Origin of the sequence: Micromonospora sp. CA-263727 (assembly GCF_050942455.1) — a bacterium.
Lineage (GTDB): Bacteria > Actinomycetota > Actinomycetes > Mycobacteriales > Micromonosporaceae > Micromonospora.
Genome location: NZ_CP192031.1, coordinates 747,934 through 769,966, shown reverse-complemented (window position 1 = coordinate 769,966; position 22,033 = coordinate 747,934). Strand labels below are relative to the sequence as shown.

At 71.3% G+C, this 22,033-nt stretch carries 22 protein-coding genes and 1 tRNA gene; 3 read left to right on the top strand and 20 right to left on the bottom strand.

What is annotated here, in order from left to right; all coding sequences use genetic code 11:
- Positions 1–6: 6 nt before the first annotated feature.
- The 13 genes from ACQPYA_RS03680 to ACQPYA_RS03620 all read right to left on the bottom strand — a co-directional run bounded on the left by ACQPYA_RS03680 (position 7) and on the right by ACQPYA_RS03620 (position 13,736).
- Positions 7–1,368, bottom strand: a complete 1,362-nt coding sequence (locus tag ACQPYA_RS03680) for an APC family permease (protein ID WP_433531221.1) — start codon at positions 1,366–1,368, stop codon at positions 7–9.
- Positions 1,365–1,904 carry a MarR family winged helix-turn-helix transcriptional regulator gene (locus ACQPYA_RS03675; protein WP_433531220.1) on the bottom strand — a complete coding sequence of 180 codons (540 nt, stop codon included), beginning with the start codon at positions 1,902–1,904 and terminating at the stop codon, positions 1,365–1,367. Before ACQPYA_RS03675 ends, ACQPYA_RS03680 begins: the two co-directional genes overlap by 4 nt.
- 195 nt (positions 1,905–2,099) lie before the next feature.
- Positions 2,100–3,179 carry a M23 family metallopeptidase gene (locus ACQPYA_RS03670; RefSeq protein ID WP_433531219.1) on the bottom strand — a complete coding sequence of 360 codons (1,080 nt, stop codon included), beginning with the start codon at positions 3,177–3,179 and terminating at the stop codon, positions 2,100–2,102.
- Positions 3,172–3,681 (bottom strand): hypothetical protein, encoded by a 510-nt coding sequence (locus ACQPYA_RS03665; protein ID WP_433531218.1) that lies wholly within the window; start codon positions 3,679–3,681, stop codon positions 3,172–3,174. Before ACQPYA_RS03665 ends, ACQPYA_RS03670 begins: the two co-directional genes overlap by 8 nt.
- Before the next feature lie 232 nt (positions 3,682–3,913).
- Complete coding sequence (locus ACQPYA_RS03660; RefSeq protein WP_433531217.1) at positions 3,914–4,171, bottom strand: hypothetical protein; 258 nt, start codon at positions 4,169–4,171, stop codon at positions 3,914–3,916.
- Positions 4,168–4,773, bottom strand: a complete 606-nt coding sequence (locus tag ACQPYA_RS03655) for a hypothetical protein (RefSeq protein WP_433531216.1) — start codon at positions 4,771–4,773, stop codon at positions 4,168–4,170. Before ACQPYA_RS03655 ends, ACQPYA_RS03660 begins: the two co-directional genes overlap by 4 nt.
- Positions 4,773–6,623 carry a type IV secretory system conjugative DNA transfer family protein gene (locus ACQPYA_RS03650; RefSeq protein ID WP_433531215.1) on the bottom strand — a complete coding sequence of 617 codons (1,851 nt, stop codon included), beginning with the start codon at positions 6,621–6,623 and terminating at the stop codon, positions 4,773–4,775. The genes ACQPYA_RS03655 and ACQPYA_RS03650 overlap by 1 nt, the downstream gene beginning before the upstream one ends.
- Entirely contained in the window at positions 6,623–8,176 is a 1,554-nt protein-coding gene (locus ACQPYA_RS03645; RefSeq protein WP_433531214.1) for a hypothetical protein, read from the bottom strand. The genes ACQPYA_RS03650 and ACQPYA_RS03645 overlap by 1 nt, the downstream gene beginning before the upstream one ends.
- Positions 8,173–9,666: an SCO6880 family protein gene (locus ACQPYA_RS03640; protein ID WP_433531213.1), complete on the bottom strand. Its 1,494-nt coding sequence runs from the start codon at positions 9,664–9,666 to the stop codon at positions 8,173–8,175. Before ACQPYA_RS03640 ends, ACQPYA_RS03645 begins: the two co-directional genes overlap by 4 nt.
- Before the next feature lie 16 nt (positions 9,667–9,682).
- Positions 9,683–11,281, bottom strand: coding sequence for a hypothetical protein (locus tag ACQPYA_RS03635; RefSeq protein ID WP_433531212.1), 1,599 nt, complete (start codon positions 11,279–11,281; stop codon positions 9,683–9,685).
- Between the two features lie 314 nt (positions 11,282–11,595).
- The gene (locus ACQPYA_RS03630; RefSeq protein ID WP_433531211.1) at positions 11,596–12,288 is read right to left on the bottom strand and encodes a hypothetical protein; all 693 of its coding nucleotides are present in this window, start codon (positions 12,286–12,288) and stop codon (positions 11,596–11,598) included.
- 12 nt (positions 12,289–12,300) lie between these two features.
- On the bottom strand, positions 12,301–12,669 hold the full coding sequence (locus tag ACQPYA_RS03625) for a hypothetical protein (RefSeq protein ID WP_433531210.1): 369 nt from the start codon (positions 12,667–12,669) through the stop codon (positions 12,301–12,303).
- Entirely contained in the window at positions 12,666–13,736 is a 1,071-nt protein-coding gene (locus tag ACQPYA_RS03620; protein ID WP_433531209.1) for a MinD/ParA family ATP-binding protein, read from the bottom strand. Before ACQPYA_RS03620 ends, ACQPYA_RS03625 begins: the two co-directional genes overlap by 4 nt.
- A gap of 316 nt (positions 13,737–14,052) precedes the next feature.
- Here ACQPYA_RS03620 and ACQPYA_RS03615 point away from each other — a divergent pair, with 316 nt between their 5' ends.
- Positions 14,053–14,502, top strand: coding sequence for a hypothetical protein (locus tag ACQPYA_RS03615; RefSeq protein WP_433531208.1), 450 nt, complete (start codon positions 14,053–14,055; stop codon positions 14,500–14,502).
- A 183-nt stretch (positions 14,503–14,685) separates the two neighbouring features.
- On the opposite strand, the gene ACQPYA_RS03610 is transcribed toward ACQPYA_RS03615, so the two are convergent.
- The 4 genes from ACQPYA_RS03610 to ACQPYA_RS03595 form a co-directional block, all read right to left on the bottom strand.
- The gene (locus tag ACQPYA_RS03610) at positions 14,686–15,204 is read right to left on the bottom strand and encodes a hypothetical protein (RefSeq protein ID WP_433531207.1); all 519 of its coding nucleotides are present in this window, start codon (positions 15,202–15,204) and stop codon (positions 14,686–14,688) included.
- Positions 15,205–15,593: 389 nt separating this feature from the next.
- Positions 15,594–17,354 carry a DUF2637 domain-containing protein gene (locus tag ACQPYA_RS03605; protein ID WP_433531206.1) on the bottom strand — a complete coding sequence of 587 codons (1,761 nt, stop codon included), beginning with the start codon at positions 17,352–17,354 and terminating at the stop codon, positions 15,594–15,596.
- 343 nt (positions 17,355–17,697) lie between these two features.
- The gene (locus tag ACQPYA_RS03600) at positions 17,698–18,174 is read right to left on the bottom strand and encodes a hypothetical protein (RefSeq protein WP_433531205.1); all 477 of its coding nucleotides are present in this window, start codon (positions 18,172–18,174) and stop codon (positions 17,698–17,700) included.
- Between the two features lie 135 nt (positions 18,175–18,309).
- Positions 18,310–18,483, bottom strand: a complete 174-nt coding sequence (locus tag ACQPYA_RS03595; protein ID WP_433531204.1) for a hypothetical protein — start codon at positions 18,481–18,483, stop codon at positions 18,310–18,312.
- Here ACQPYA_RS03595 and ACQPYA_RS03590 point away from each other — a divergent pair.
- Entirely contained in the window at positions 18,482–18,628 is a 147-nt protein-coding gene (locus tag ACQPYA_RS03590; protein ID WP_433531203.1) for a hypothetical protein, read from the top strand. The genes ACQPYA_RS03595 and ACQPYA_RS03590 overlap by 2 nt on opposite strands.
- A gap of 261 nt (positions 18,629–18,889) precedes the next feature.
- The gene (locus ACQPYA_RS03585) at positions 18,890–19,813 is read left to right on the top strand and encodes a hypothetical protein (RefSeq protein ID WP_433531202.1); all 924 of its coding nucleotides are present in this window, start codon (positions 18,890–18,892) and stop codon (positions 19,811–19,813) included.
- A gap of 251 nt (positions 19,814–20,064) precedes the next feature.
- On the opposite strand, the gene ACQPYA_RS03580 is transcribed toward ACQPYA_RS03585, so the two are convergent.
- The 3 genes from ACQPYA_RS03580 to ACQPYA_RS03570 form a co-directional block, all read right to left on the bottom strand.
- A tRNA-Ala gene (locus ACQPYA_RS03580) sits at positions 20,065–20,141 on the bottom strand.
- 207 nt (positions 20,142–20,348) lie between these two features.
- On the bottom strand, positions 20,349–21,182 hold the full coding sequence (gene sepX / locus ACQPYA_RS03575; protein WP_433531201.1) for a divisome protein SepX/GlpR: 834 nt from the start codon (positions 21,180–21,182) through the stop codon (positions 20,349–20,351).
- 178 nt (positions 21,183–21,360) lie between these two features.
- Complete coding sequence (locus ACQPYA_RS03570) at positions 21,361–22,002, bottom strand: GNAT family N-acetyltransferase (protein WP_433531200.1); 642 nt, start codon at positions 22,000–22,002, stop codon at positions 21,361–21,363.
- Positions 22,003–22,033: the final 31 nt, after the last annotated feature.

Here is a 22,033-nt window from a genome sequence, read left to right as displayed (position 1 = left end):
CGGTTATCACCGCCGGGTCGCAGCGCGGTCGGCGGCGACTCTCGCGCCAGCTTGATGCGATGAGCGGGGCCTGGTAGGCCCCTTGCGAATCGCGTGGCCCCTGGCCTTTGGCGTAGCCAGAGTCGGAGTGATCCGACGGCCGGGCGGTTGCCGGTGCTGCCAGGCCGCTGCGATCGCCCCGAGCGCTGCCGGTAGGGCAAGCATCTGGCCGCCGAGCGCCGCTACGGCGCCGACAACCACGATGGCGATGACAGCACCGGCGCGGATAGTCCTTGACGTCAGTAGCCGGGCGGCGGCGGCGAGTCCGATGACGCTGACCGACGCCATCAGGACGGCGAACGCGCGCATCAACAGGTCGATGTCGAGAGGCACGATGCCGGTCGCTGTCGCGACGATCGCTGCGGCGGCGCCCTGCACGCCGAGACTGCGCCGCGGCACGTTGGCTCGGCTGGTTGCGGCCAGCCATCTGGGGAGGGCTCTGTCGCGGGCCAGCGCGGCTCCGCCGTGAGCTGCCGCGGCGATGAACGTGAACGTCGCCCCGAACGTGAGCAGCAGGGCACACGCGGCAGTGACCACGCTCGCGCCGACGCCGCTGGTGCTGTTGACCAGCCGGATCAGCGGCACACCGGTGTCTGCCGCCTTGGGGCCGAGTACCCCGATCGTGGTGACTGCCAGACCGATGTAGAGCAGCGTGATGATGCTCAGGCTGGCGGCGGCGACGATCGGCATCTGCCGTCGGGGCCGGGTGAATGCCGGCGCGAGGTTCACCGCGGCTTCCCACCCGCACACGGCGACGAAGAGCACCACGGCGGCGCTGCCGACACCAGCGAAGCCATGCGGGGCGAACGGTGTGAAATTGTCCATCGCGACTCGGGGTAGCGATACGGCGATCACGGTGGCGAGCAGGACGACGAGTCCGGCGGTCAACATCAGGTGGATGCGTCCGGACAGGTGCAGGCCGAACAGGTTGAGCGTGTACGCCGCGATGAGCAACGCGGCGGCGATCCCGGCTGCCCAGGTGGGGCCGAATCCGAGCGCCGCCGCGGCGTACCGTCCGCCGGCCAGGGCACCGGCCACCATGCCGATGGGTACGGCGGCGTAGAACCACCAGCCGACGATGGTGCCGGCCGTTGGTCCGAACGCCTGTCGGGTGTAGGTGGCTACTCCCCCGCTGTCGGGGTAGCGCATGCCGAGCGCGGCGAACGCCGCGGCGACCGGCGCTGACACGGCGATCAGGATCGCCCATGCCAGGACGGATGCGGGCCCCGCAGCGTCGGCGGCCAGCGCGGGCAGCACGAGGACTCCGGGTCCGAGTACCGCGCCGACGTACAGGGCGGTGCCGCGGGCAACGCCGATCTGGCCGCTCATCGTCTCGCTCCCGCCTGAGCATGGAGCGTCTTGTGGGCTCGTGAGGTGGTGGCGAGTTGCCGTAGTGCCCGCGCGAGGCCGTCGCCGGAGGAGATGCCGGCGGCGGCAAGCAGCCGGGTCTGCTCGGCGTCGACGCGGCCCTGGACACGGCGGGCGAGGTCGATCCCGTCGGGGGTGGGGCGGAGCACGACGCGGCGGCGGTCGTTGTCGTGGAGGTTACGGCGGACGAGGTTACGGTCGACGAGGTGTCCGACGGTGTTGGTGAGGGTGGCTTTGGCGATGCCGATCTCGACGGCGGCGGTGCGGGTGTCGACCACGCGGCGGGCGCAGATGAGCACCAGGACGTCGTAGGTGGTCCAGCTCATGCCCTCCTCGTGCAACACGATGTGTTCGAGGTGCGCGCGGATGGTGTTGGCCGTACGGAACAGCTGCGCCAGTGGCCCCGGTCGCGGCGGTGGCGGCGGCGTTTTGTTGGTGACCGGTGGACGGTAGATGCCGGCGATCTGCCGTGGCCGCCGCGGCATCGCGGCGCTCATCGGATCCACCTCGGCCGGCGAATGGGCCGGCGGTTGCGGCGTTGACCCACCTGCCCGGCGTCCTGCCGGGGTGGCTCTGCTGTCGGCTCGGCAGGGCTGTGTCGTCCGCGTCGGCGTGGCAGGGTCTTGTGGTGCTTGTTCACGTCTCTCTCCCCCGTGAGAGTTGTCGCGGTCACGTATTGGTGGGCTGCGGCATCACCGTCCTTCCAGGCCTGCGCCGCGGGCCTGCATGAACGGCTGCGGGTCGACGGAGTTGGTGTTGCTCAGGTCGCACCGTGACCCCACACAGACGCCCTCATGGGTTTGGAAGTGCAGGTGCGGGCCGAAGGAGTGGCCGCTGGTGCCGACCTCGCCGATCGGCTGGCCCGCCTGCACCGTGTCGCCTTCGGCGACGACGGGCCGTCGGATCAGGTGGCAGTAGCGGGTACCGAAGCCGCCGGCGTGGATGAGGTCGACGAACCAGCCGCAGCCCCTGGTGTGAGGGCTGCCATCGATGTCGCAGTTGCCGGTGCTGAGGTCACAGCCGGCCCAGATCACGGTGCCGGCCGAGGCGGCACGAATCACCGTGTTGCGGGGTGCGGCCATGTCCACCCCGGCGTGCAGCCGGCCGTCACGCGGCCCGTAGCCGCTACCCACTGGTGCGCGCAGCGGCACCGTCCATCCGGACGCGGCGATGGCAGCGGGGGCGGGGCAGATGGTCAGGCTGGCGCCGGGCAGGTCGGTGATCGCGGCTGCTCCGGCGACCGCAGCGACGACCTGCTCGGCGTCGTGTTCAAACTGCCCGTACCGGTCCGGGAAGGCGGAGATTTGGACCCGCTGGGCGGCGACGGTCAGCGGCAGCTGCTGCCATCCGTCGATCGCTTCGAGTTTGTCGTAAAACTTCGTGGACGCGTACACCGGGTCGAGGATCTGCGCCGGGGTTCCCCACCCTTGGCTGGGCCGCTGTTGAAACAGGCCCAGCGAGTCACGGTCACCGCCGGGCAGGTTCCGCAGGCTTGATTCGACCATCGCGGTGGCCACGGCGATGACCCAGCCACGTGGTGGCGCCTGCCGGTCTCGGCCAACCGCGACGATGATGGCGGCGTTACCGACCTGCTCGGTGTCCCACCGCCCCACCGGCTCGGGCACGGCACCGCTGACGGTCGCGGCGGGCGGGCCGGGCGGCAGGCACGCGCCGCCGGCCGGGGTCGCGGTCACCACGACCGCGACCGGCAGCCCACACAGCAGCAGCGCTGCGGCAACCGCCACGCCGAGCCCCACCCGCCTGCTACTCATCCCCGACCTCATCGGGTGAGGGTGTGATCGTGGCGACCAACCATCGGGATCCTGCGCGCAGCACCGACACGCGCAGCAGCCCGGCATCGGTGGGCACGTCGACATCGACCCGGCCGTCGATCGCCAGAGCGACGCGGGCCCCGCCGGTGACGTGGCGGGCCGCAACGTTGGCCGGGTCGACGGTGGCGAGCAGGTCCGCGTACGCCGCGACGGCGAGGGGCCGCAGGTCCGCCAGCCATCGCCGGGCCGGCAGGTGTGGTCGTGCCCACGCCCGCACGAACCGCGTCGCGGCATCCACCGCCGCCTCGTCCGGGCGGGCCGTCGCGGAGGGTCCGACCCCGTCGGGATCGGCCGGCAGCGTCGCCGCCTGCTGCCGGGCGCCGCTGCCGGACGTGGCCGCAGGCAGGCCGGATCCGAGCGGCGGCCCGGACGACGGGGTCGCGGTCGGAGCGCCACACGCGGCCAGCAGCAGGCTGATCGCCACCGTGATTGCCTGTCGCATCCTCACTGGCTGGCCCACGGCAGCTCCCGCGACAATGCTGGCGGTGCCGTGGCGGCCAAGGCGGTGTTGAGGTGCTGCCCCAGCAGCCGTAGGTGGTGGTGCACGTCCACCAGCTCGCCCCGAACGTCAATGTCGGGCCGACCCGCGGCACTGTCGATGAGCCCGTCGATGTCGTGACGCAGTTGCTCCAGGCTGTCGCCGACACGCTGGAAGGTGTCGAGGGAGCGTGCGGTCAGTCGTCGACGGCGCGGTGGTACCGGCCGTCGAGGTGGCCGTCGCTGGCCCAGTCGAGTTCCGTTTCCCGTCGCGCCATCTCGTCGATGTCCGTCCATTGCTGCCTCTCCCTCGTGTCGTCGCGCCAGTCGTTGCGGGTGTCGTGGATGCCGGCGATGTAGGCGTCGAGACGGGTGATCCCGTCGCGCAGTCCCGTGATCGCGGTCTCGAATCGCTGCCAGTCCCACACGTTGGTGATCTCTGCGGGGTGGGTCATCGGTTACCCCCTGTGGCCGGGGCCGGCCCGTTGGTGGCCGACCGTGCGGTGATGTCGTCGCTGACCGCCTGGTCGGCGGCCTCGCCCGGAAAGGAGTCGGCCCAGACGGTCTCCGGGTTGGCCGGGCTGTGCTGGCCGTGACGGCAGCGGGTGTAGTCCCACTGCTGCCACCGCTGCCGGGCCCGGTGCAGCGCCTCGTGCCAGCGCAGCGGCGCGTCTGGATCCGCCTTGCGGGAGTAGGCGTGGTGCCAGGCCACGCAGACGGCGGTCAGCTCCTCCAGCAACGCCGGGTGGGCCGGCCAGCAGGGGCCGAGGTCCTGGGCCAGGCCGTACCGGTCGACCAGCCATCCCGTCCAGGCGATCAGCCACGCCCACAGCTCGGTGGCGGCGTCGGGGTCAAGCTCCCGCCAGCAGTGCCGTGCCGGTATCCAGCCGGTCGTCGTGTCGAGGGCGTCGACGCGGTCGACGAGCGCGGCGTGCGCCTCAGCGAGGTGCTCGACGGACCCACGCAGGGAGTCGATGAGTTCGGCCAGCTCGATGGTGGCCCGCTGCTGTTCGGTCGCGTCCTCAGGCAGCTCGAAGGCGAAGGTCCGTTGCGACATCAGCTGGCCCTTTCCAGACGGGCGGTGAACGCGGCCTGCGCGGTGTGGAAGCGGTCGGCGTCCGGGCGCTGCCACCAGGCGGGCTGCACGACCTCGACGGGCGGCATGTTGCCCAGCAGCAGCAGGGCATGCCCGGTGGGTAGCGTGCGGAGTTCGGCGAGGTCGATCAGGTTCTCCCGCCGGGTCTGTTCCTGCACGCTGGCCCGGCCACCGCCCCAGCTCGCCGCCGAGGTCAGCTCCTGCACCTGCCCCAGCAGGGCCTGGGCGTCTTTGAGCGCGTTGACGTCTTGGGTGCCGCCCATGACGAACCGGGCGTTCGCGCCGTCGCGCAGCGCCTGACCGCCGTCGCGTCCCCACCGTTCCTCCAACTGGTGGGTGTTCTGGCAGGCGATCGACACCGCGATCCCCGAGCCGCCGCCTTCCGAGGCCAGCGCGGGCAGCGACGGCAGCGGCGCGATGTTGGTGATCTCGTCGCCCACCAGGTACAGGCACGGCTCGATCCGGCCGCCCGGCGCGGTGAACGAGGCGTGCAGGGCGCGGTAGATGATGTCCTCGGCGATCGCGGCGAACAGCGGTGCGATCAGCGACTGGCCGCTGCGGGTGCCGACGAGGTACAGCGTGCCGGACTCGGCGAGCCACGGCTCCGGCTGGAACTGCTGCCCCCGGGGTGGGGAGCAGGCGTGCAGGATCCGCGGGTTGCTGAACGGGTCGAGCGCGCCGAACACCACGGACTGGATGGCGTCGCGGCTGCGGCCGGTGGATTCGCGGTGGAAGGCGAGCCGGTCGGCCCACACCGTCTGCCCGTGGTGGCGCAAAATCCGATCCGGACGAGGGTCGACCGGGTTCGCCGCCCAGCTCGCGACGTCGATCATCGTCGCCCGCTCGTCCAGGGCGGCGGCGTGCAGCAGCCCGCGGATGATCGACGCCGCTTGATCCTGGAAATACTGGCCGTTCTCGACGTTGCCCTTGAGGCCGGCGCCGGCGGCGAAGCCCTTGGCCCGCAGCGCGGCGACGTCCGGGTCGTCGGCGCCCTCGATCGGTGACCACCGCAGCCGCGGCACGCCGGGCACCTGTCCCTGCGGCTCGAAGATCCAGGTGGGGCCGATCTCGGCGCGCAGGCCGTAGGTGACGGCGGCGACGTCCAGCCGGGTCGAGGTGGAGATGACCGCGCCCCGGGCGTCCGCGACGCGCGGAATGATGTAGCGGGACGTCTTGTTGGCGAACCGCGCCGCCCCCGCCAGGAGTTCGGTGTACTCGTTGGCCAGATATAGTGGCTCGCCGGTGAGCGCGTGCCGGCCCAGGAAGCGGCCCACCTCCAGCGGATCGGCCCGACGCCGCTGCTTGACCGCCACCGTCTGCGGGCTGTCGGTGGGACGGATGGTCAGGCCCGGCCGCAGCACGTCGACCCGCCTCAGCACCGCCGCGGCGGTCACCACCTGGTCCAGGTCCCGGCGGCCGGCGAAGCCTCGCCGACGCACCTGGCGACGGGCGATCCGCAGCGCCGGCACACCAACGCCGCCGACGAGGCCACACAGCAGGATCAGCCACAGCCCGTACAGCACCGGCGTCGGCGGCAGCGCGTCGCGGGCGGCCTGCGGCCACGCTGCGGCCGGGTCGCCCAGCGTGGTGACCAGCCTGAGGGCGATGCCGGGGGCGTCGGCGGGGCTGCTGTCAGGCCACCGCCGGTGGGCGAGCAGCCCGCCGACCTGCCCGGCCAGCCACAGCGTGCCCGTGCACAGCATGACCAGCAGCACGGCCAGGCCGAGCAGGGTCAGCCGGGCGGTGATGTCGGCGCGCGCCACCCCACGTCGGGGCAGTCGATGCCCCGGAGACATCAAAGATCGGGCCATCACTGGGCCTCCCCCACGGCAGCCGGCGCTGCTGGCGGCGCCGTCTGGCCGGCAGGTCCCTGCGTCTGGCGCATGCGGCTGTCGGTGTCGACCAACTCCCGCTCGACGGCGGAGATCTGGTGTTTGACCACGTAGGAGCGCAGGCCGATCTTCCACAGCCCGATCCCTCGGCGCAGGCGCGACAGCAGGTCGGTTTCCACGTCCGTCGTCGCGAGGAACTCGCGGGCCGCCTCCAGTGAGCCGGCGGCCTGCCGGTACGACACCCGCACACCGGTGTCCTCGATCAGCCCCCGGGCGATGCGGACCTGCTCCGAATCGGCGCTGCCGCTGGCCGCGAGGTCACTGAACCGGTGAAACGCCAGGATGTTCGCCATGCCGAGCGCGCGGGCGAGCTTCAACTGCTCCCGCATCCGCCGGATCAGTCCCAGATGCCGGGCGATCAGGGCGAACTCGTCATACAGGCACACCCGCGGCGGCGCGTCCGGGCGCGTCAGCTCCGCCTCCAGCCACGACTGGGCGCAGGTCATCGCCATCGCCGTCATCGCGTCCGACGCCCGGACCGCCCGCAGGTCGAGGATCGCGCCCGGCTGCTCGAAGTCCACCGACAGGCTCTCGGCGTCCGGCGCGTCGAAGATCCCGCCGAGCACACCGGTGATCAGCCGCTCCAACGCCAACCGCACCCGCCGGCTGTCCACCACGAACTGCTCGACCGGGTAGTGCACCCCGGCCAGCCGATACGCCCACAGGCCGGGGTCGCCCATCGCGGTCAGCACCCGCGACAGGTTCGGCACGGCCATCCGGTCGGGGCTGGTGCCGTCGTCGCCGCGGGCAACCGCGTCGAGGGCGTACTCGATCAGCGAGCGTTCCGCCTCACTCAACGGCCCGCCGAGCTGGATCTCCAGCAGCCCTTCCAACAGCAGCAGCCGGCGGGCCCGCTGCACCTGCAACCACTGCGCCTCGCTCTGCCCCGCCTGGCGGCGAATGCCCGCCAGGGGATTCATCACTACCCCGCCGCCAGGGCCGACCCGGACCGGACGGATACCGGTGGCGGCGGCGAGGGTGTCGTACTCGCCTTTGACATCCACGGCGTAGTAGCGCGTCCCGAACGGGACACCACGAAACGCGATGCTCTTGAGCAGCGACGACTTCCCGCTGCCGATCTCCCCCGTCACCACCGCGTTAGGGGCGCTGAGCACCCCCGCCCGGTACAGCTCGTGGATGGAGAACACGAAACCCGAGCGGGAGTAGACCTCTTGTCCGATCAGCGGCCCGTCGACGCCCAGCCCCGGGTCCGCGACGAACGGGTACACCGAGCACAACTGCGCGCTCGTGGTGACCAGCGGCGGCAGGCCCAGCCGCCAGTACACCCGCCCCGCGGCCCGCCCGTACGCGCCCCGCCGATCGACGGCGGGTGGGCCGAGCAGCCGATCCGACCACCGCCGCAGGCCCCGTTGCTCGCGTGCCAGGGCGGCCTGCGCCCTGGCCAGGTCCCGCTGGACCGCCGCGTCAGCCAGGCGCTGCGACCATGCTCCTTCGCGCCGCACCCGGCTCACGCGAACCACCCCCGCAAGGGTTTGAGCCCGCGCGCCAACGGCAACGCCCCCGCCACGAAGCCCTGGTCCTGCTCGCCGTAGAGCACGACCGCCTGGCAGCCGGTACGACCCAGCACCCGCCGGACCGTCCGCACGTCGTGCCGCAGCTGCTCCTCGCTGCTGGCGGTGACGGTCACGAGGATCGCGTACCGGTAGCGGACATGCCCGGCCGCCTGTTCCCGGTCGATCTGCTCGACCGCGCGGGCCTCCTCGTCCTCCCGGGCCGTGCGGACCAGCCGCATCCGCTGCTTGGTCAGCGCGTCACCGGCACGGGCGACCTTGTCCCGCCGCGTCGCCAGGGCAGCGAGCTGCGCCGGCACCGGCTCGGCGACCAGCGTCACCGTGCGCCGGCCGACCGTGCGCGTGAACAGCGCCGTCATCCACGTCGCCGACACCGGCTGTCGGGGCATGTCATACACCCACAGCGTCTGCGAGAACCCGGAATCGTGCCGGTAGGCGGACCAGCCCACGGTCTCGGCGGCCACCGGACCCGCCGTGTGCGGGGCGAGCACCGGCTCCGGACCGGCGCGCATGTCGACGAACGGCTGGTCCTGCGGATCGACCTGAGTGCGCAGCACCGACGCGTACATCCTCGGGCTCAACCAGCCGGCGGTGTCGATACCGGCCTCCCGCACCGCCGCCTCGATCCCGACCAGCTTGTCCAGCACCACCGTCGCGGCGGCGGCGTCCGTGCCCCCGGCATCGCTGACCTCCGCCGACATCTTGCGAAGGTCGAACACCGCCACCAGGAACACCTCATGCCGTTGTGTCGACGGCGCCGCCGCGGCGGTCAACTCCGCCAACGACCGATACGCGGCCGTGCCGGCGGCCACCGCCCGCTGGGCGAGGTACCGCTGCGCCGACGTGGCGGTGTCCGGCACCGCCCGCGCCATCAGCGACCAGCGGGTCAGGCCGGCGTCGGCGTACTCGGTGCCGAGCAGGTTGAGCACGTCCGCCCACCCGGTCAACCGCTGCTGCTGCACCGACGTGTCCGCCAACACCAGGTTGCTGCCCGCACACGACAGCGCCGCGGTCACCGTGCGTTCCCGCCGGTGGTGCAGCAACCCGATCTCGGTCAGCCCGTCCGCGGCGACCGCGGGCAGCCACCGGTAACCGGCCGCCGGGCCAGGCAGATGCAGGTGCTGCACCCCCGGCCCGTCGGCGAGCGGGCCACCCCGGTAGCGGTCCTGCCGCGCAGCGCGCTGCACCAACGCCCCGACGGCGATCGGCAGCCACTCGGTGACCCGCCGACCCCGCACCCGCAGCAACCCGAGCGTGACCAGCAGCAACGCCGCCAGCAGCATTCCCGCCGCCGCGGCCGACCGGCCCGCGGCGTACAGGTTCGCCGCGACGACGAGGCTGATCACGCCGGCGACGACCGTGCCGATCTGTCCCCAGCTGAAACCGAGCACCGAGCCGCGAGTCGAGCGCGGCGGAAAATGGAACTGCATCCCCGTGTCCTCTCGCCTACAACGGAACAATCGGAATCTCCGCCGCCGCACCGCCAGCGGCTGCCCCTCCGGCCGATGCGCCACCCACGGCGGGGCCAGCAGGTGCCGGACCCCTCGGCGGTGCCGGCCCGGATGGGCCCGGCCCTTCACCGGCGGACGGCTCCCCGGCAGGTCGGCCACTGCCCGGCGGCCCCGATTGGCCGGGACCGGCGGCGGGCACGACCGGTAGCGCGCCCTGTTGACCGGTCGCGTCACCCGGCACGGTGAGCTGCCCTCGCGCTACGTCGCCCTGCGCGGTGCGGGAGTCGCGTTCGACGCCGTCGGCTTCCTGCGCGTTCTCCCCGCCGTCCTGGCCGCCGCCGGGCGTGCCGGGATCGTCTGCCAGCTCGCCCACCCGTCCGTCGTCGTGGCCTTCCAACGCCTGCAGCGCCTCAGACCGGGCGGCGCCGCGTTCGGTCGACTGCTGCGGAGTGGTTGGGGTGGTGGGGATGGCGTCGGCGTTGCCGCGCATCACCGCCGCCGCATCATCCCCACCACCAGCTGGGTTGGTCAGCCGCTGCGCGGCAGCGTCGAGCCCCACCGCGGTCGCCGCCGACATCGCGAGACTCCGGGCGTCGATGTCGGCGAGGTAGCCGTCCCACATGCTCATCAGCCGCAGCAGAATCCACGGCGCGATCACCATCAGCACGATGATGAACAGCCCCCGCAGGACGTTGATCACGTGATCGGACTCGTAGCTGCTGCGCGTGCCGTAGATCCAGAACGCGGCGATGAAGAACTTCGACGACGCCAGCGCGTTGCAGGTCCAGAACCACTTCCGTCCCCAGCCGCGGGTCTCCTGCATCACCTGACCGGTCATCGCCATCGCCCCCACCACCGCCGCGCCAGCGGCCAGCAGCGACCGGAACAGCAGCATGAGGAACACCAGCACCAGGCCGAACACGCCCACGATCGACACCAGGAACGCGAACAGCACCGTCCCGGTGTCCCCGGTAAGGGCGTTGAGTGCCTCCACCCACATGCTCGGCTGCCAGTCCCGCTGCTGGTTGCGGCGAATCAACGCCACCGTGGCCTCATCCCACGCCGCCATCAGCAGAAACGCGATCCCACCGGCGAACGCGATCCCGAACATCGCGCGCACCAGACCACCCAACGACGACAACGGCCCAGGACCGTTGAGCCTCAGCCCGTTGATGGCGGTCGAGAACACGAAGAACACCAGCACCACGATGATCAACACGCCGGAGACGTCGTTGTAGACGCCGTAGAACGGCTCGTCGGCCACCACGCTGGTCTCCTCGAACACCAGCGTCGCGAGCTTGCCCAACGCCCACGCGAAACCCGCCACCGCGATGTCCGCCAAACCCTCGAACCCCGTCCGAGCGACATCCCTCGCCTGCTCAGCCACCTGGCAGGCAACATCGAACGTGCCGCACACGCTGACCCGTAGCGACGAGAAGCCGGCGATGACATCACGCAGCGCTTCACAGCGGGACTGCTTCGCCCACCAGCGGCCGGCATTCGCCGGATCCTCACCCGCGCGGTCACCGAACCGTTCGCACCGCACCGGCATGCTGCCGTCCGGAGGCAACCGGTCGTCGAGCACCGACAGCACACCGTCCGGTGGTGGGGACTGCACCGTCAGCGACACCGCGTCGCAGTGCTCCTGATCCACCGCGCTGGCCGCCCTGCCGCAGTCGGTGAGCCAGCCGGTCCCGGCCTGCCACCGCACCCACGGCAGGCACCAGTTGACCTGGGGATTCGACTCTCCTCCCAGCACCGGCCGCTCCACCGGCGGGGTCGGGCACGACTCCGACGACGCGGACGGCTGGGGCGTGGGCGCCGCAGCGGCGCCGCTCGGCACGACCACGGCGACCGTGGCCGCCAGGACAGCGAGCACGAACAGCCGGCTGAGGCGCGGCATGAGCGTCACACCGTCCCTGGCACCCACGACCGAGTGCCCAGCACATCGACCAAGGGCTGCATGTCACGGGGTCCGCCGTCGCGCTGTGTCCCGCGCAGGTCAGGCGGCGGCACCGGCACCGCCCGCTGCGCGGCGACGATCTGCCAACGACCGGCGCTCCACCGCACCCGCAGGTTCTGGACGTACCAGCCGCCCGCCAAGCCCCCCTCCGGATCGATGGCGCCACCACCGATCGCCGCGCCGCTGAGCGCGCACACCAGCAGGTGCGCCTCCACCTCCGCCCCATCAAGCAGGCGCGCGTCCAGATCCTCGTTCGGCACCCAGACCCGGGTCACCACCGCCTGGACGATGGTGACCCCATTTGCCGGCGTCGGCGCCTCACCGACCAACGCGGCGGCCGGCACACCATCGGCCATCACCTCTCCGATCACCGTCTGCCGTTCCACATCCGACCGGGTGACGGTCGCCGACAGGCTCACCACATACGCCGCGGCGGCATCACCACCACCCCGCGCAGTACCGCTGAAGCCGACCGGCACCCCGCCGGAGACCCGCACGCCGGGCGCAGAGGGCGGCACCTCCGATGCCGGTGCGCTGACCCGTCCGACAGCGAACGCCACGACGGCCACGGCAACCACCGGCAGCACCATCCGCCGCCCACGGCGGGCAGCAGTGGACTTGAACGCAGTTCCTCGCATACCGTCCACCCCTCAGATTTCGAGAAGGAGGAAGCTGATGATGGTCGTGACCGAACCGATCACGATCGCGACGAGCCCTGCCTTCCACATCATCGACTTGCCCCGGTCAGAGATGATGTGCGCGCCGAAGATCGGGCCCACCCCGAACGCGATCGCGCCCGCCGCGAGCCCCGCCACCGCGGCCACCACCCCGAGGAACAGGGACGCGTTGACCAACGTGTAGAACAGGTCTGCTCGCGGAACCGCACCAGGGTCGGGACGAATGCGGTCGAAGTCGAATCCGCCACCGCTCGGGGCGGGGGTCGGATCCGGCGCAGCCAGAAGGCCCACCACCGCCGGCGCCTGCGCCGTCAGCACCGCCGCCGTCCATTCCACTATCACGGCTTGCTCCCCCCGTCGGTTGCCGCCTCGTCGGCGGCGCTGCTGTCCGGCCGGAGATCGACCGGGCAGCGATCCACAATCGCCGCCGCGACGTCGACCAGCGCCGACCGCGTGGCCTTGCTCATCGATCTCGGATCAAGGGACTCCGGACGCGCCAGCGCCGGGTCGTACGGCACTCGCACCAGATGAGCAACCGTCTGCCTCGCCAACTGCTCGACCGCCCGCACCTCACGGGCTGTGGACGGCGATGCCGCCATGACGACCACTACCGTGCGGTCCACCACCTCGCGCAACCCCACCGCCTGCAACTGCGCCAGCAGCCGCATCGTGTGCTGCAACGAATCCACACTCGCCCGACTGACCAGGACCGGCGCGGTCGCCCACGCCAGCGCCCGCCACACCGGCGCGACATCCGCCGCCCGAAGGTCCAGCACAGCAAGGGCGTAAACCGACCGCAGATACCCGACGACGGCGAACAACTCCGGCCACGACGGCGGACGCCGGGCACTCGTCATCGTGCTCTCGCCCACCAGGACACGCAGACCCGTCGGGCCAAGCTGCGTCAGCCGCTCCACCACCGGCGGTCTGCTCAGCGCTTCCCCCGCCGACACGGCATCCCACACCGTCGCCGCACTCCGCCGCGGTACCCGATGCTCCAGCCCACCCCACGCCCGCAAACTCGCATCGACCGCGACCACCGGCCCGGGCACGGCCAACGCCAACACCGCACCCACCGCCGCGGTCAGCGTCGACCGGCCGACACCCCCATCAGCAGACGACAAGCACACCAACGGGCATCCAGGACGCAACCCCGCAGCCCGCAGCCACAGTGACTCCACTTGGGAGCCCGCGCCAAACTCCCGAGGAATCTCCGACGGCTCGGCTCCCTGCGCCTTCCACCACAGACCCTGCACCAGCGGCGTCGTCGCCCGTTCCTTGATGGCGGGAGGTACTGGCGGCGGTGACATCACCCCGCTCGACAATCCGGCTTCGCGGATCCCGGACGCCGGCCTCGGCGAGCCGGGATCCGCGAAGCGGTCGGGCCCGCCAGTCGATGCGATCAGCATGGACGCCTCCCCCGAAGCGAGTCGCACAGCACAAACCACCGCCGGCATCACGCCGGACGCTGGTCGGTCCCCCGTTACTGCCACGACCTGGCCGCTGACCGTCACGAGCAGGCCCCTGGCGACAGCGGCACCACCGCTGCCACCGCGGACCGGATCCCATCTGGCTAGCGGTACTCCGATCCGCTACGCTCCACACAACTTCAGTTGCAGAATCAACAACTGAAGTTGCGGGCGTACGGAGAGCTAAGCACGACCCACCGAAAGGCGTCAACTACAGTTTGGATCTAGCCAACTATAGTTGCAGTTGGGGGACGCCATGACACCGAAGGACACCGCACCTGCTGACCCGGCAGACCCGAGCCTGCTCGCCACCAGACTCCGCGAGCTGTTCCAAACCGCCCCGCCGGGCAGAGGCCCCTACACCGAGAAGGAAGTCGCCAGCGCGCTCACCGACAGCGGCCACCGCATCAGCGCCGAAGGCATCAAACGCCTCCTACGCTCACCCAACCCCAACCCAACGACCAAGACACTTCAGGCCCTCGCCACCTTCTTCGACGTAACCGTCGGATACCTCCTCGGCGACGAGGACGAACTCGCCGAAAAGTTCCGGGAGGTGCGCGTCTTGGCCCGATCCATGCTCCGACTAACCCCCGCCACCCGGGCAGGGATAGCCACAATCATCAATGACCTTCTGCGCACCGAGGAAGCAGCCCGCACGGGAAGGACCCAGCGCCAGGAGCCTCCAAGCCCCGAGCAGCCGACGTGAACCACCGTCCGCCAGCTCATCGAGCCGATCACCCTTTCGGGGCGGCGGCACTGTAAGAACAGCGACGGTGCCGATGACGGGGTGGCGCCAGGGCTACCCCTGCGTTGTCCTGCGCTGGGCGTAGCGCGGCCGGGCAGGCTGCCTGTCACCCCAGCCAGCCGCGGTGTTACGGGCAGCTCGGGCTCATCTTCCGGCGTCCGGTTGCGCGTCCTGTTTCGGCCGGCCGGTGCTCGCCGCCGATCCAGGGCGGTTGTTGATCCAGCTTTCGACCCGGTGACGCTTCCAGGAGCGGATGATTCCGCGACGGCCGGGCTCTTCCAGATCTGGCTTGATCAGGTAGCCGTCCCGGTCTTCCTCCCAGGCCGGGCTGCTCTTTTGGACGTACTTGGACCAGGCTCCGTGGGTGACTCGGATCAAGGCGCGGAATTCCTTGGCGTTGATCAGCTCGTCTGGGTCGCCCTCCAGGCTGACCTGGTGCACTCTCGCCATCCGGACGGTCCGTTTGGCTTGGAAGTATGAGGCGTTAAACGCGTCGAGGTCGTCAAGCGCGTGCCACTCCTGGCCGTCTACCACGTCAACCGGCTCGCGCCAGCCGGTGGTAGGACGATGCTTGGGTGAGGCGACCCGGTTGATGGTCTCCAGGCTCCGGTTGAGGTACTCCGCGGCTCCGCGACGGTTCGTGCAGAGGCGGTCGTTGACCACCCGTAGCTCCACTCGTCCCCCTGCGTTCACGTCCCGATGTGCCCCGGCGTCGCCCGCCAGGCAGCCCGTTTACGCTTCCGCTCGCCGCAGCCGGGCGACTCCGGTCGCGGGTGAGGGTCACTGTACCGGCAGTAAGGTCACCGGTTGCTTCCGTTGCTTCCGGAAGCACCACCTCAATCCGCATCGCGCCGTCCTTCAGATACCTGAGCTGGCGCAAGAAGCATCCGCAGCCGCCCGGCGAGGCTCGGCCCTAGCGTCGGCCGCGCGGCTGATCGAGTTGAGGTCGAACGGGGCCGTGCGGGCGGGCGATGGCACCCGCCGCTCGGTGTGAGTACGGGCAACGCCTCCCGGAGCCCGGGAGGCGTTGCCGAATTACGGGGGCTGGCAGATCAGGTGCCGGCGGTAGCGAGTTCTCGCCGCGATGCCGCAGAAAGCACGCTCCGGACCGTCCGGTCGGTGACGCCCACCAAGCTCGCCAACTCCTGCTGCTTCGCCTCCGGGTGATCCCGGTGCGCTTCGAGCACCGCCAGGACGGTGGCCGGACTGACCCGGTCGACCTGCGGCACCGGCCGCCCGTCGAACATCAGCGGCTCGCCCGCTGGCGCGTTCGCCGACGTCCGGCGACGGCGCGGCGACATCCGCTCCATGAGCCCGCGGAGCTGCTCCTCCACGGCCTCGCGGCGCTGCTGTTCGTCAGCGAGGGCACGCTCGGCGGTTGCCGCCCGCACCTCCAGGTCCTTCTGTACCCGCGCCTGCTCCCTGCCCTTGAGCCGGACGTTGGCGACCTCCGTTTCCGCCAGCTCGCCGCGCCGGCGCCACTGCTGAGCTTCCGCTTCCGCCTGCCCCCGGCCCCGGGCCGCCTGCTCCGCTTCCGCTCGGGCAGTCGCTGCTGCTTCCTCGGCCGCCGCCCGCAGGACAGCTTCGTGCTCCGCCCGCCGCGTCGCTCGGTGCGCCTGCTCGGCTGCTTCCGCTCGCCGCGCTGCTTCCGCTTCCGCCGCCTGCCGAGCCGCCCGGATTTCCGCTTCCGCCTGAACGCGTCGTGTCGCTTCTGCGGCCAGCCGCGCTTCCGCTTCCGCCAGCGCCGCACGGGCCAGGCGGGCAGCCTCCCGCGCCGTTTCCCTCTCCTTGCGCGCCGGCCCCGGCAGTGCCGGTGACGGTACCGAGGTGCCGGTCTGGGCGAGGTGCAGCAGCAGCGTGAGCGCCTTGCCCGCCTCCCCGGCACGAGCAGCCCGGCGGGCAGCGGTGCGCGCCTGCTTCCGCACGTCTGCCGCGAGCGCCTCCCGCTGTTCCCGGTCACGCTCGACGGCAGCGCGCCGACGGCGCTCCCGCCTCATGGCTTCGGCACGAGCGACCAGGGCAGCCGCGCCGGGGCTCAGCCGGTCCAGCACGTCCAGCCGCCAAGCCGTGGCGGTCGTAGGGAGGTCCACCAGCCACCGCCGCCAGCCGAACCGCTGCGGCGGTGGCGGCAGCATGCCCCGGTCCCGCAGCGTCGGCCTGTGCTTGGCTCCGCTACGGACCTCGTAGACGATGATGCCGAGCGCCGAGAGGAACGACAGCCCGACCGCCTTGACCGGGTCGGTGTGGTGGCCGATGGCGTTGATCGCGACCGCCGCCGCCGTGCAGATCCAGATCAGCGCCCGCGCTGCGAGCGCCCGCTCCCCGGCGAGTCGCTGCTGCTGCGCGGTCAGGGCCATCGCCAGGCCCGTGCCCTCGATGGCGACCGCCGCCACGACGCCGATCGGCGTGGGCAGACCGTTGATCCTGGCAGCGTCGACCTGCCCATAAACAGCGCCGGCCACGGCGAGGCCGTAGATCACGCCGGAGTAGACCGAGGCGGCGTTGGCCCGGACGTACTCGACGCGACGCGCGTACCAGGCCGCCGTGTCCTGCCGGCGGGCCTGCCGCCGCTTGCGCCTCGCCTCGCGCTTGTCCTCGCGCCCCTTGCGGCGACGCTCGGCGCGGTCAGCCTTCTGCCGATCGCGCTGGTCATCCAGGCGCAGCCGCCCTTCCTGCTCGCGCAGGCGTCGCTGCACCGCCGCGTCCTCGTCCGCGATCCGCTGCGCGCCGGCCAGCCGTTCCCGCTCAGCGGTCGCCAGCTCACGGGCGACCCGCCGGTCGGCCCTGGCCAGGTCGGTCAGGTCGGCGCTCATCGCGTCACCGTGCCTTCCAGCACCGCGCGCGTCGGCACCGACCCTGGCGGCAGGTGGCGAATCCGGGGCTGAGGGAACGGCGACGTCGAAGCCGTAAGGTCTGTCATGGTCGGACCTCCGTTGTCCGATCAAGGTCCCGGCCGGTGGGTTGCCTCCACCGACCGGGACCGCCTGCGGTTACGGACCGGATGGGGCACCAATGGTGGGTGGTCATCCGGCTCATCGTGAGAGCTACGGGTTATCGGCAGCGCTACGGGTAACGCGGCTGGTGTACGGTGCTCGGATTTCCCTTCCCAGCGGCGTCCGGCGGGTCGCCCTGACCGCACGCACCGGTTGACGCCGCTCAGCGCGCCGGGGGCTGGCCGGGCGGGGGGTGGATCGGCGCGGTGAACGCCTTGACGCAGTAGCCGGAGCAGTGCTCCCGCCAGGTGGTCTCGTCGGCGTCATCGTCGTAGAGCAGGTGCCCGGCGGCCCGGCGGGTGCCGAGCCGGTACCCGGCGGCGCGAAGCCGGGTGGCGGCGTCGGCGCTGCTGATGACGCGCCAGCCCTCCGCCCGCAACACGGCCTCCACCTCGGCCGTCGTCCGCCGGGCGAAGGGATGCCCGGCCGGTAGCGGTACCGGCGTGGTCGCCTCCAGCAACCTGAACCCGCGGGCCGGGACCGGGCCGTTGTCGTAGTGGGGACGGATCCCGATCAGGCCGGCGGCCCCGGTCGGCAGGTGCAGCCACACCTCACCGAGGTCTGCGGCAGCGAGCGGGTCACCAGGCCAACCACCGAGGCGGCGGGCCCCGTCGAGGTGGCTTGTCACGCGCGTTGTCATGAGGTCTCTCCCGAGGTCTTGACGTCGGGCACCAGCAGCATCGCCCCGACGCGACTCGTAATGATACCGCACTTAGTCGGTATTGCCGCCCGAGTGCCCGCCACTCCGCGGCGGATGGTGGGCACTTCGCTCCGTCTACTCGATGTCGTAGTCGTCGTAGTCGTACGGATCTTCCGCCTCGTTGCGGCCAGCCGCTTCCTGCGCCCGCTCATCGAAGCCGCTCGTCACGGTCGGCGAACTCGGGTCGCGGTCGGCCGCCGCGCTGATGCGGTCAGCGGACTCGTGGTCCATTGGTGTGGATCGGGCCATGACGGTTCCTCCGTCGGCCCGCACCCTCGGTTACGCATGGGGCGACTCGCACCTCGGCCGCCCACGCGACCTCGGTGATCGATCCCTGGGCTACGTCGGCGCCTGGCCCGCCCTACACGGACTGCCCACCGAACGCCGCGTGTGAGGTGTCCGGCGGGATCTACCGGAAGTGCTCGCCCCACAGTTCCGGCTGAGCAAGCCGGTCCTCTTACTGAGGTCCAGGATACGTCGCCTGCCGGAAGCACGCCGGTCGCCCCGCCGCCTAAAATTCGGACGGCTAGGCGTTGAACAAATAAAGCGACTGACGATCGGCAACCCGGCCAAGGAGGAAGCCGCGGCGCTGTTCCAGAGCCAGTTATGGCGCGTCACGAGTAGGGCTCACCTCAAGAATGGGAGACTGCCCGGCGTGAACCCGCCACCCCTCCTGCGGCACGTGCCTCGGTGGCTCGTAGAGGCTCTTGTAACCGCTGCAACGTTCTTTCTGGCCTTCCGGCCGCTTCAGGGTCGCCCGGAAGCGCTGTCGCTGGCCCTTACCGCGATGGCTGCGGTTGGCTACACCGCGTTGACCTTTGAATTGATGCTGCTGGGTCGCCGTCAGGTGCTCACACTCACGGAGCAGGTGGCAACGCAGCGGGAGGAGTTGGAGCAGAACAAGGCGGCGCTGAAACGGCAGCGTGAGGAAGCCGCGCGGCAGGCCGAGCACGCCGAGGAGGCGCGCGACGCAGCTCGGCGAGCGTTGCTGGAGAGCGTGTACGCCAGGTACGACGCATCAGCGCCCCAGGTCTCGGTGTCGGTACAAGGTGAACACCTTCACCGACATCTCGAAGACGTGGACGAGAAGGTCATTCACACCCTGCCCCTTTACGTAGAGCGAGAGAGCTTCGACCACCTGAAGCTGTTCGTCATCGTGTCGATTGACTTCTACAACTTCGGCCCGAACGCGGTCCTGGTGACGAACGCCAAGAAGACCAGCGGACGGTTCACAGACAGCAGCGACAACCCTTGGCCCGACGTCTGGCTCCTCAAACCGTCCCACGACTCACACCCCTTGCGCTTTCGCTGGCGCTACGAGGGCACGATCGGACACATGCTTGCCGTCATGGGGCAAGGTCCACCGTTCGGTGTGCAATGCCTCTTCGAGATGCGTGATCTGGTTGGCAACGTCACCGACACTCACACCCTGGACTTCCGGTTCACCGCAATCGAACGGGACGGCTCACGAGCCAAGCTGCCGCGAGAACCAGCGCCGATCATCCTCAAGGATCTCGGCAACCGGGACACGGGAGGCGTCGCCACAGTCGAACGGCGCTACCGCGACCCGCTGGCATGACCCACCCAACCGGGTCAAGGGCCTTGTCGTTCTGCGGCGGCCCACCGGCTTCCCGCTGGCTTGCATGGCACGACGAATGCCACCAACTGTGGCTCCGTCCGTCACCGGCGACGCGAGCTACATCACATCTTGTGCGGACCCGTGTCATCTCGTGCTGCTCACTGAGGATCAGTCCGGGTGACAAGGTGATGACAAATGATCAAGGGCGGATTTTCGATCATCCGAGAACCCGCCTTTGACCTGCTGCTTCGTGGTGGAGCTGAGGGGATTTGAACCCCTGACCCCCTCGATGCGAACGAGGTGCGCTACCGGTCTGCGCCACAGCCCCTCCGCCGACGAACCGGCGCCGGTCCCACCCGGCTGTCACCGGGCGGGCCGGCGACAAGGCTAACAGGTCGACCGCCCCGGCCGCGAACCGCCCCGCGCTGCCGGCACCCCGCGCACCGCCGCCCAGCGCGACGTGCTCGCCCGAGGCGTTAATAGGGGCCCCCTCCTCTACCCGAGGCGTTAATAAGGTGCCCTTCCTTACATCTCCTTACGCTGAACCGGGGCCGGTTTCGTAGGGGCGGCCGCGTAGGCCGCCGGCTCGACGGTAGGAGACGGAGCCGCCGCTGGCCGCCTGCGGCAGGTCGGCCGGGCGGTCCAGGCCCATGGCGGTACGGCGGACGGACTCCCGCTGGGCGGCCAGGCGGCGTTGCGCCTCCCGGCGGGCTGCCGCGCGGCGGGCCTGCTCGCGGCGTACCTCGGCCTGGCGGGCGGCCAGCCAGGCGGCCTCGCGGGCCCGGGCCCGGCGTCGGCGGCGGTCGGCCACCGCCCGGGCACGCAGGTGTACGACGTACACCAGCAACAGGGTGCCGGTGACCGCGAAGCTGATCCAGAAGCCGGGGCCGGCCACCGCGACGCCGATCAGCTCGACGGCGTTGAGCAGCACCAGCGCGGCCAGCAGCCGACGGCGGCGGTAGATGGCGGGGGTGTGTTGGCGGCGCCGGGCCGGGCGGCGGCGGGGCCGGCCCGCGGTGGGCGGTACGGCCCGCAGCCGGCTCGGCCGGCCGGAGCGGCGGGGCAGCGACCGGTCGCCGGAATCGCCGTCCGGACGGCGGGGCGCGGGCGGGCCGGAGACCGGGGTGGCGAGCGCGCCCGAGCTGGCGTCCTCGCTGAGCGTGACCACCAGTGCGCGGGTCGGGTTGATCGGTCGCCGACCCGGGACAGTGCGGCGTCGCCGACGGCGCTGGAGCACCCGCGCCGTCGACTGCGCCCGCTCCGCCACCAGCCGCTCGGCGGCGTCGTACCGACGGACCAGCGCCGGGGCGAGGGCGAGCAGGCCGGCGGCGGCGAGGACGGCGAGGAGCACCGAGGTCGGCACCCTCACCCCTCCCGTCGCCGAATTCCGGGCAACCGCCGCCCGGCCGCATGATCTTTCACCGATCAGCGTCGGAGTCGTGAATCGTGCGGAGCGGGCAGCGCCTGCCGCAGCTTGCAGTTACCTGAGGTTAAGGGTCACCATCGCCGGAACCACCGCGCCGCGCCGATCCCGCACGTGGGACGGCTCACGCCGTACGGGCGCGCAGCCGGTGCCAGCGGGCCAGCAGGCCACCCTCGGCGGCGATTTCCTCGCTGGTCATCGCGTATCCGATGTGGTCACGCCAGGCGCCGTCGATGTGCATGTAGCGCGTGTGGTACGCCTCTTCGCGGAAGCCCAGTTTCTCCACCACCCGGCGGGACGGCCGGTTCTCGGGTCGGATGTTCACCTCCACCCGGTGCAGGCCACCCGGGCCGAAGGCGTGGTCGACGGCGAGCGCCATGGCGGTGGGGATCACGCCACGGCCGGCAACCCGGCGGTCCACCCAGTAGCCGACGTAGCCGGAGCAGAATGCCCGGCGCACGATGTTGCCCACGTTGATGTGCCCGACCAGCCGCTCCTCGCCGCCCTCCTGAAGGCAGACCGCGAACGGCATGCCCTCACCGGTACGTGCCGAGCGACGCTGGTCGCGATGCATCCACCGGAAGGTCGCCGGCGAGTTCAGTTCGTCCCAGTCACCGGGCAGCGAAGACTCCCACGGGGCCAGCCATTGGCGGTTCGCGCAGCGCACCGCCGACCAGGCCGCCGCGTCGGAACGGCGGTACGGCCGCAGCAGCACCGGGCCGTCGGAGAGCACGGCCGGCCAGCCAGGCGCTCGTCTGAACCGCACCGATCCTCCAACCCCGAGCCTCACCGGCGAT

Coding starts and splice junctions, on each gene's coding strand:
- ACQPYA_RS03620 (WP_433531209.1), bottom strand. CDS start 13,736: ATGCTGATCGCATCGACTGGCGGGCCCGACCGCTTCGCGGATCCCGGC.
- ACQPYA_RS03665 (WP_433531218.1), bottom strand. CDS start 3,681: ATGCGACAGGCAATCACGGTGGCGATCAGCCTGCTGCTGGCCGCGTGT.
- ACQPYA_RS03595 (WP_433531204.1), bottom strand. CDS start 18,483: ATGGCCCGATCCACACCAATGGACCACGAGTCCGCTGACCGCATCAGC.
- ACQPYA_RS03600 (WP_433531205.1), bottom strand. CDS start 18,174: ATGACAACGCGCGTGACAAGCCACCTCGACGGGGCCCGCCGCCTCGGT.
- ACQPYA_RS03655 (WP_433531216.1), bottom strand. CDS start 4,773: ATGTCGCAACGGACCTTCGCCTTCGAGCTGCCTGAGGACGCGACCGAA.
- ACQPYA_RS03640 (WP_433531213.1), bottom strand. CDS start 9,666: ATGCAGTTCCATTTTCCGCCGCGCTCGACTCGCGGCTCGGTGCTCGGT.
- ACQPYA_RS03670 (WP_433531219.1), bottom strand. CDS start 3,179: ATGAGTAGCAGGCGGGTGGGGCTCGGCGTGGCGGTTGCCGCAGCGCTG.
- ACQPYA_RS03660 (WP_433531217.1), bottom strand. CDS start 4,171: ATGACCCACCCCGCAGAGATCACCAACGTGTGGGACTGGCAGCGATTC.
- ACQPYA_RS03680 (WP_433531221.1), bottom strand. CDS start 1,368: ATGAGCGGCCAGATCGGCGTTGCCCGCGGCACCGCCCTGTACGTCGGC.
- ACQPYA_RS03630 (WP_433531211.1), bottom strand. CDS start 12,288: ATGCGAGGAACTGCGTTCAAGTCCACTGCTGCCCGCCGTGGGCGGCGG.
- ACQPYA_RS03650 (WP_433531215.1), bottom strand. CDS start 6,623: ATGGCCCGATCTTTGATGTCTCCGGGGCATCGACTGCCCCGACGTGGG.
- ACQPYA_RS03675 (WP_433531220.1), bottom strand. CDS start 1,904: ATGAGCGCCGCGATGCCGCGGCGGCCACGGCAGATCGCCGGCATCTAC.
- ACQPYA_RS03615 (WP_433531208.1), top strand. CDS start 14,053: ATGACACCGAAGGACACCGCACCTGCTGACCCGGCAGACCCGAGCCTG.
- ACQPYA_RS03605 (WP_433531206.1), bottom strand. CDS start 17,354: ATGAGCGCCGACCTGACCGACCTGGCCAGGGCCGACCGGCGGGTCGCC.
- ACQPYA_RS03590 (WP_433531203.1), top strand. CDS start 18,482: ATGACGGTTCCTCCGTCGGCCCGCACCCTCGGTTACGCATGGGGCGAC.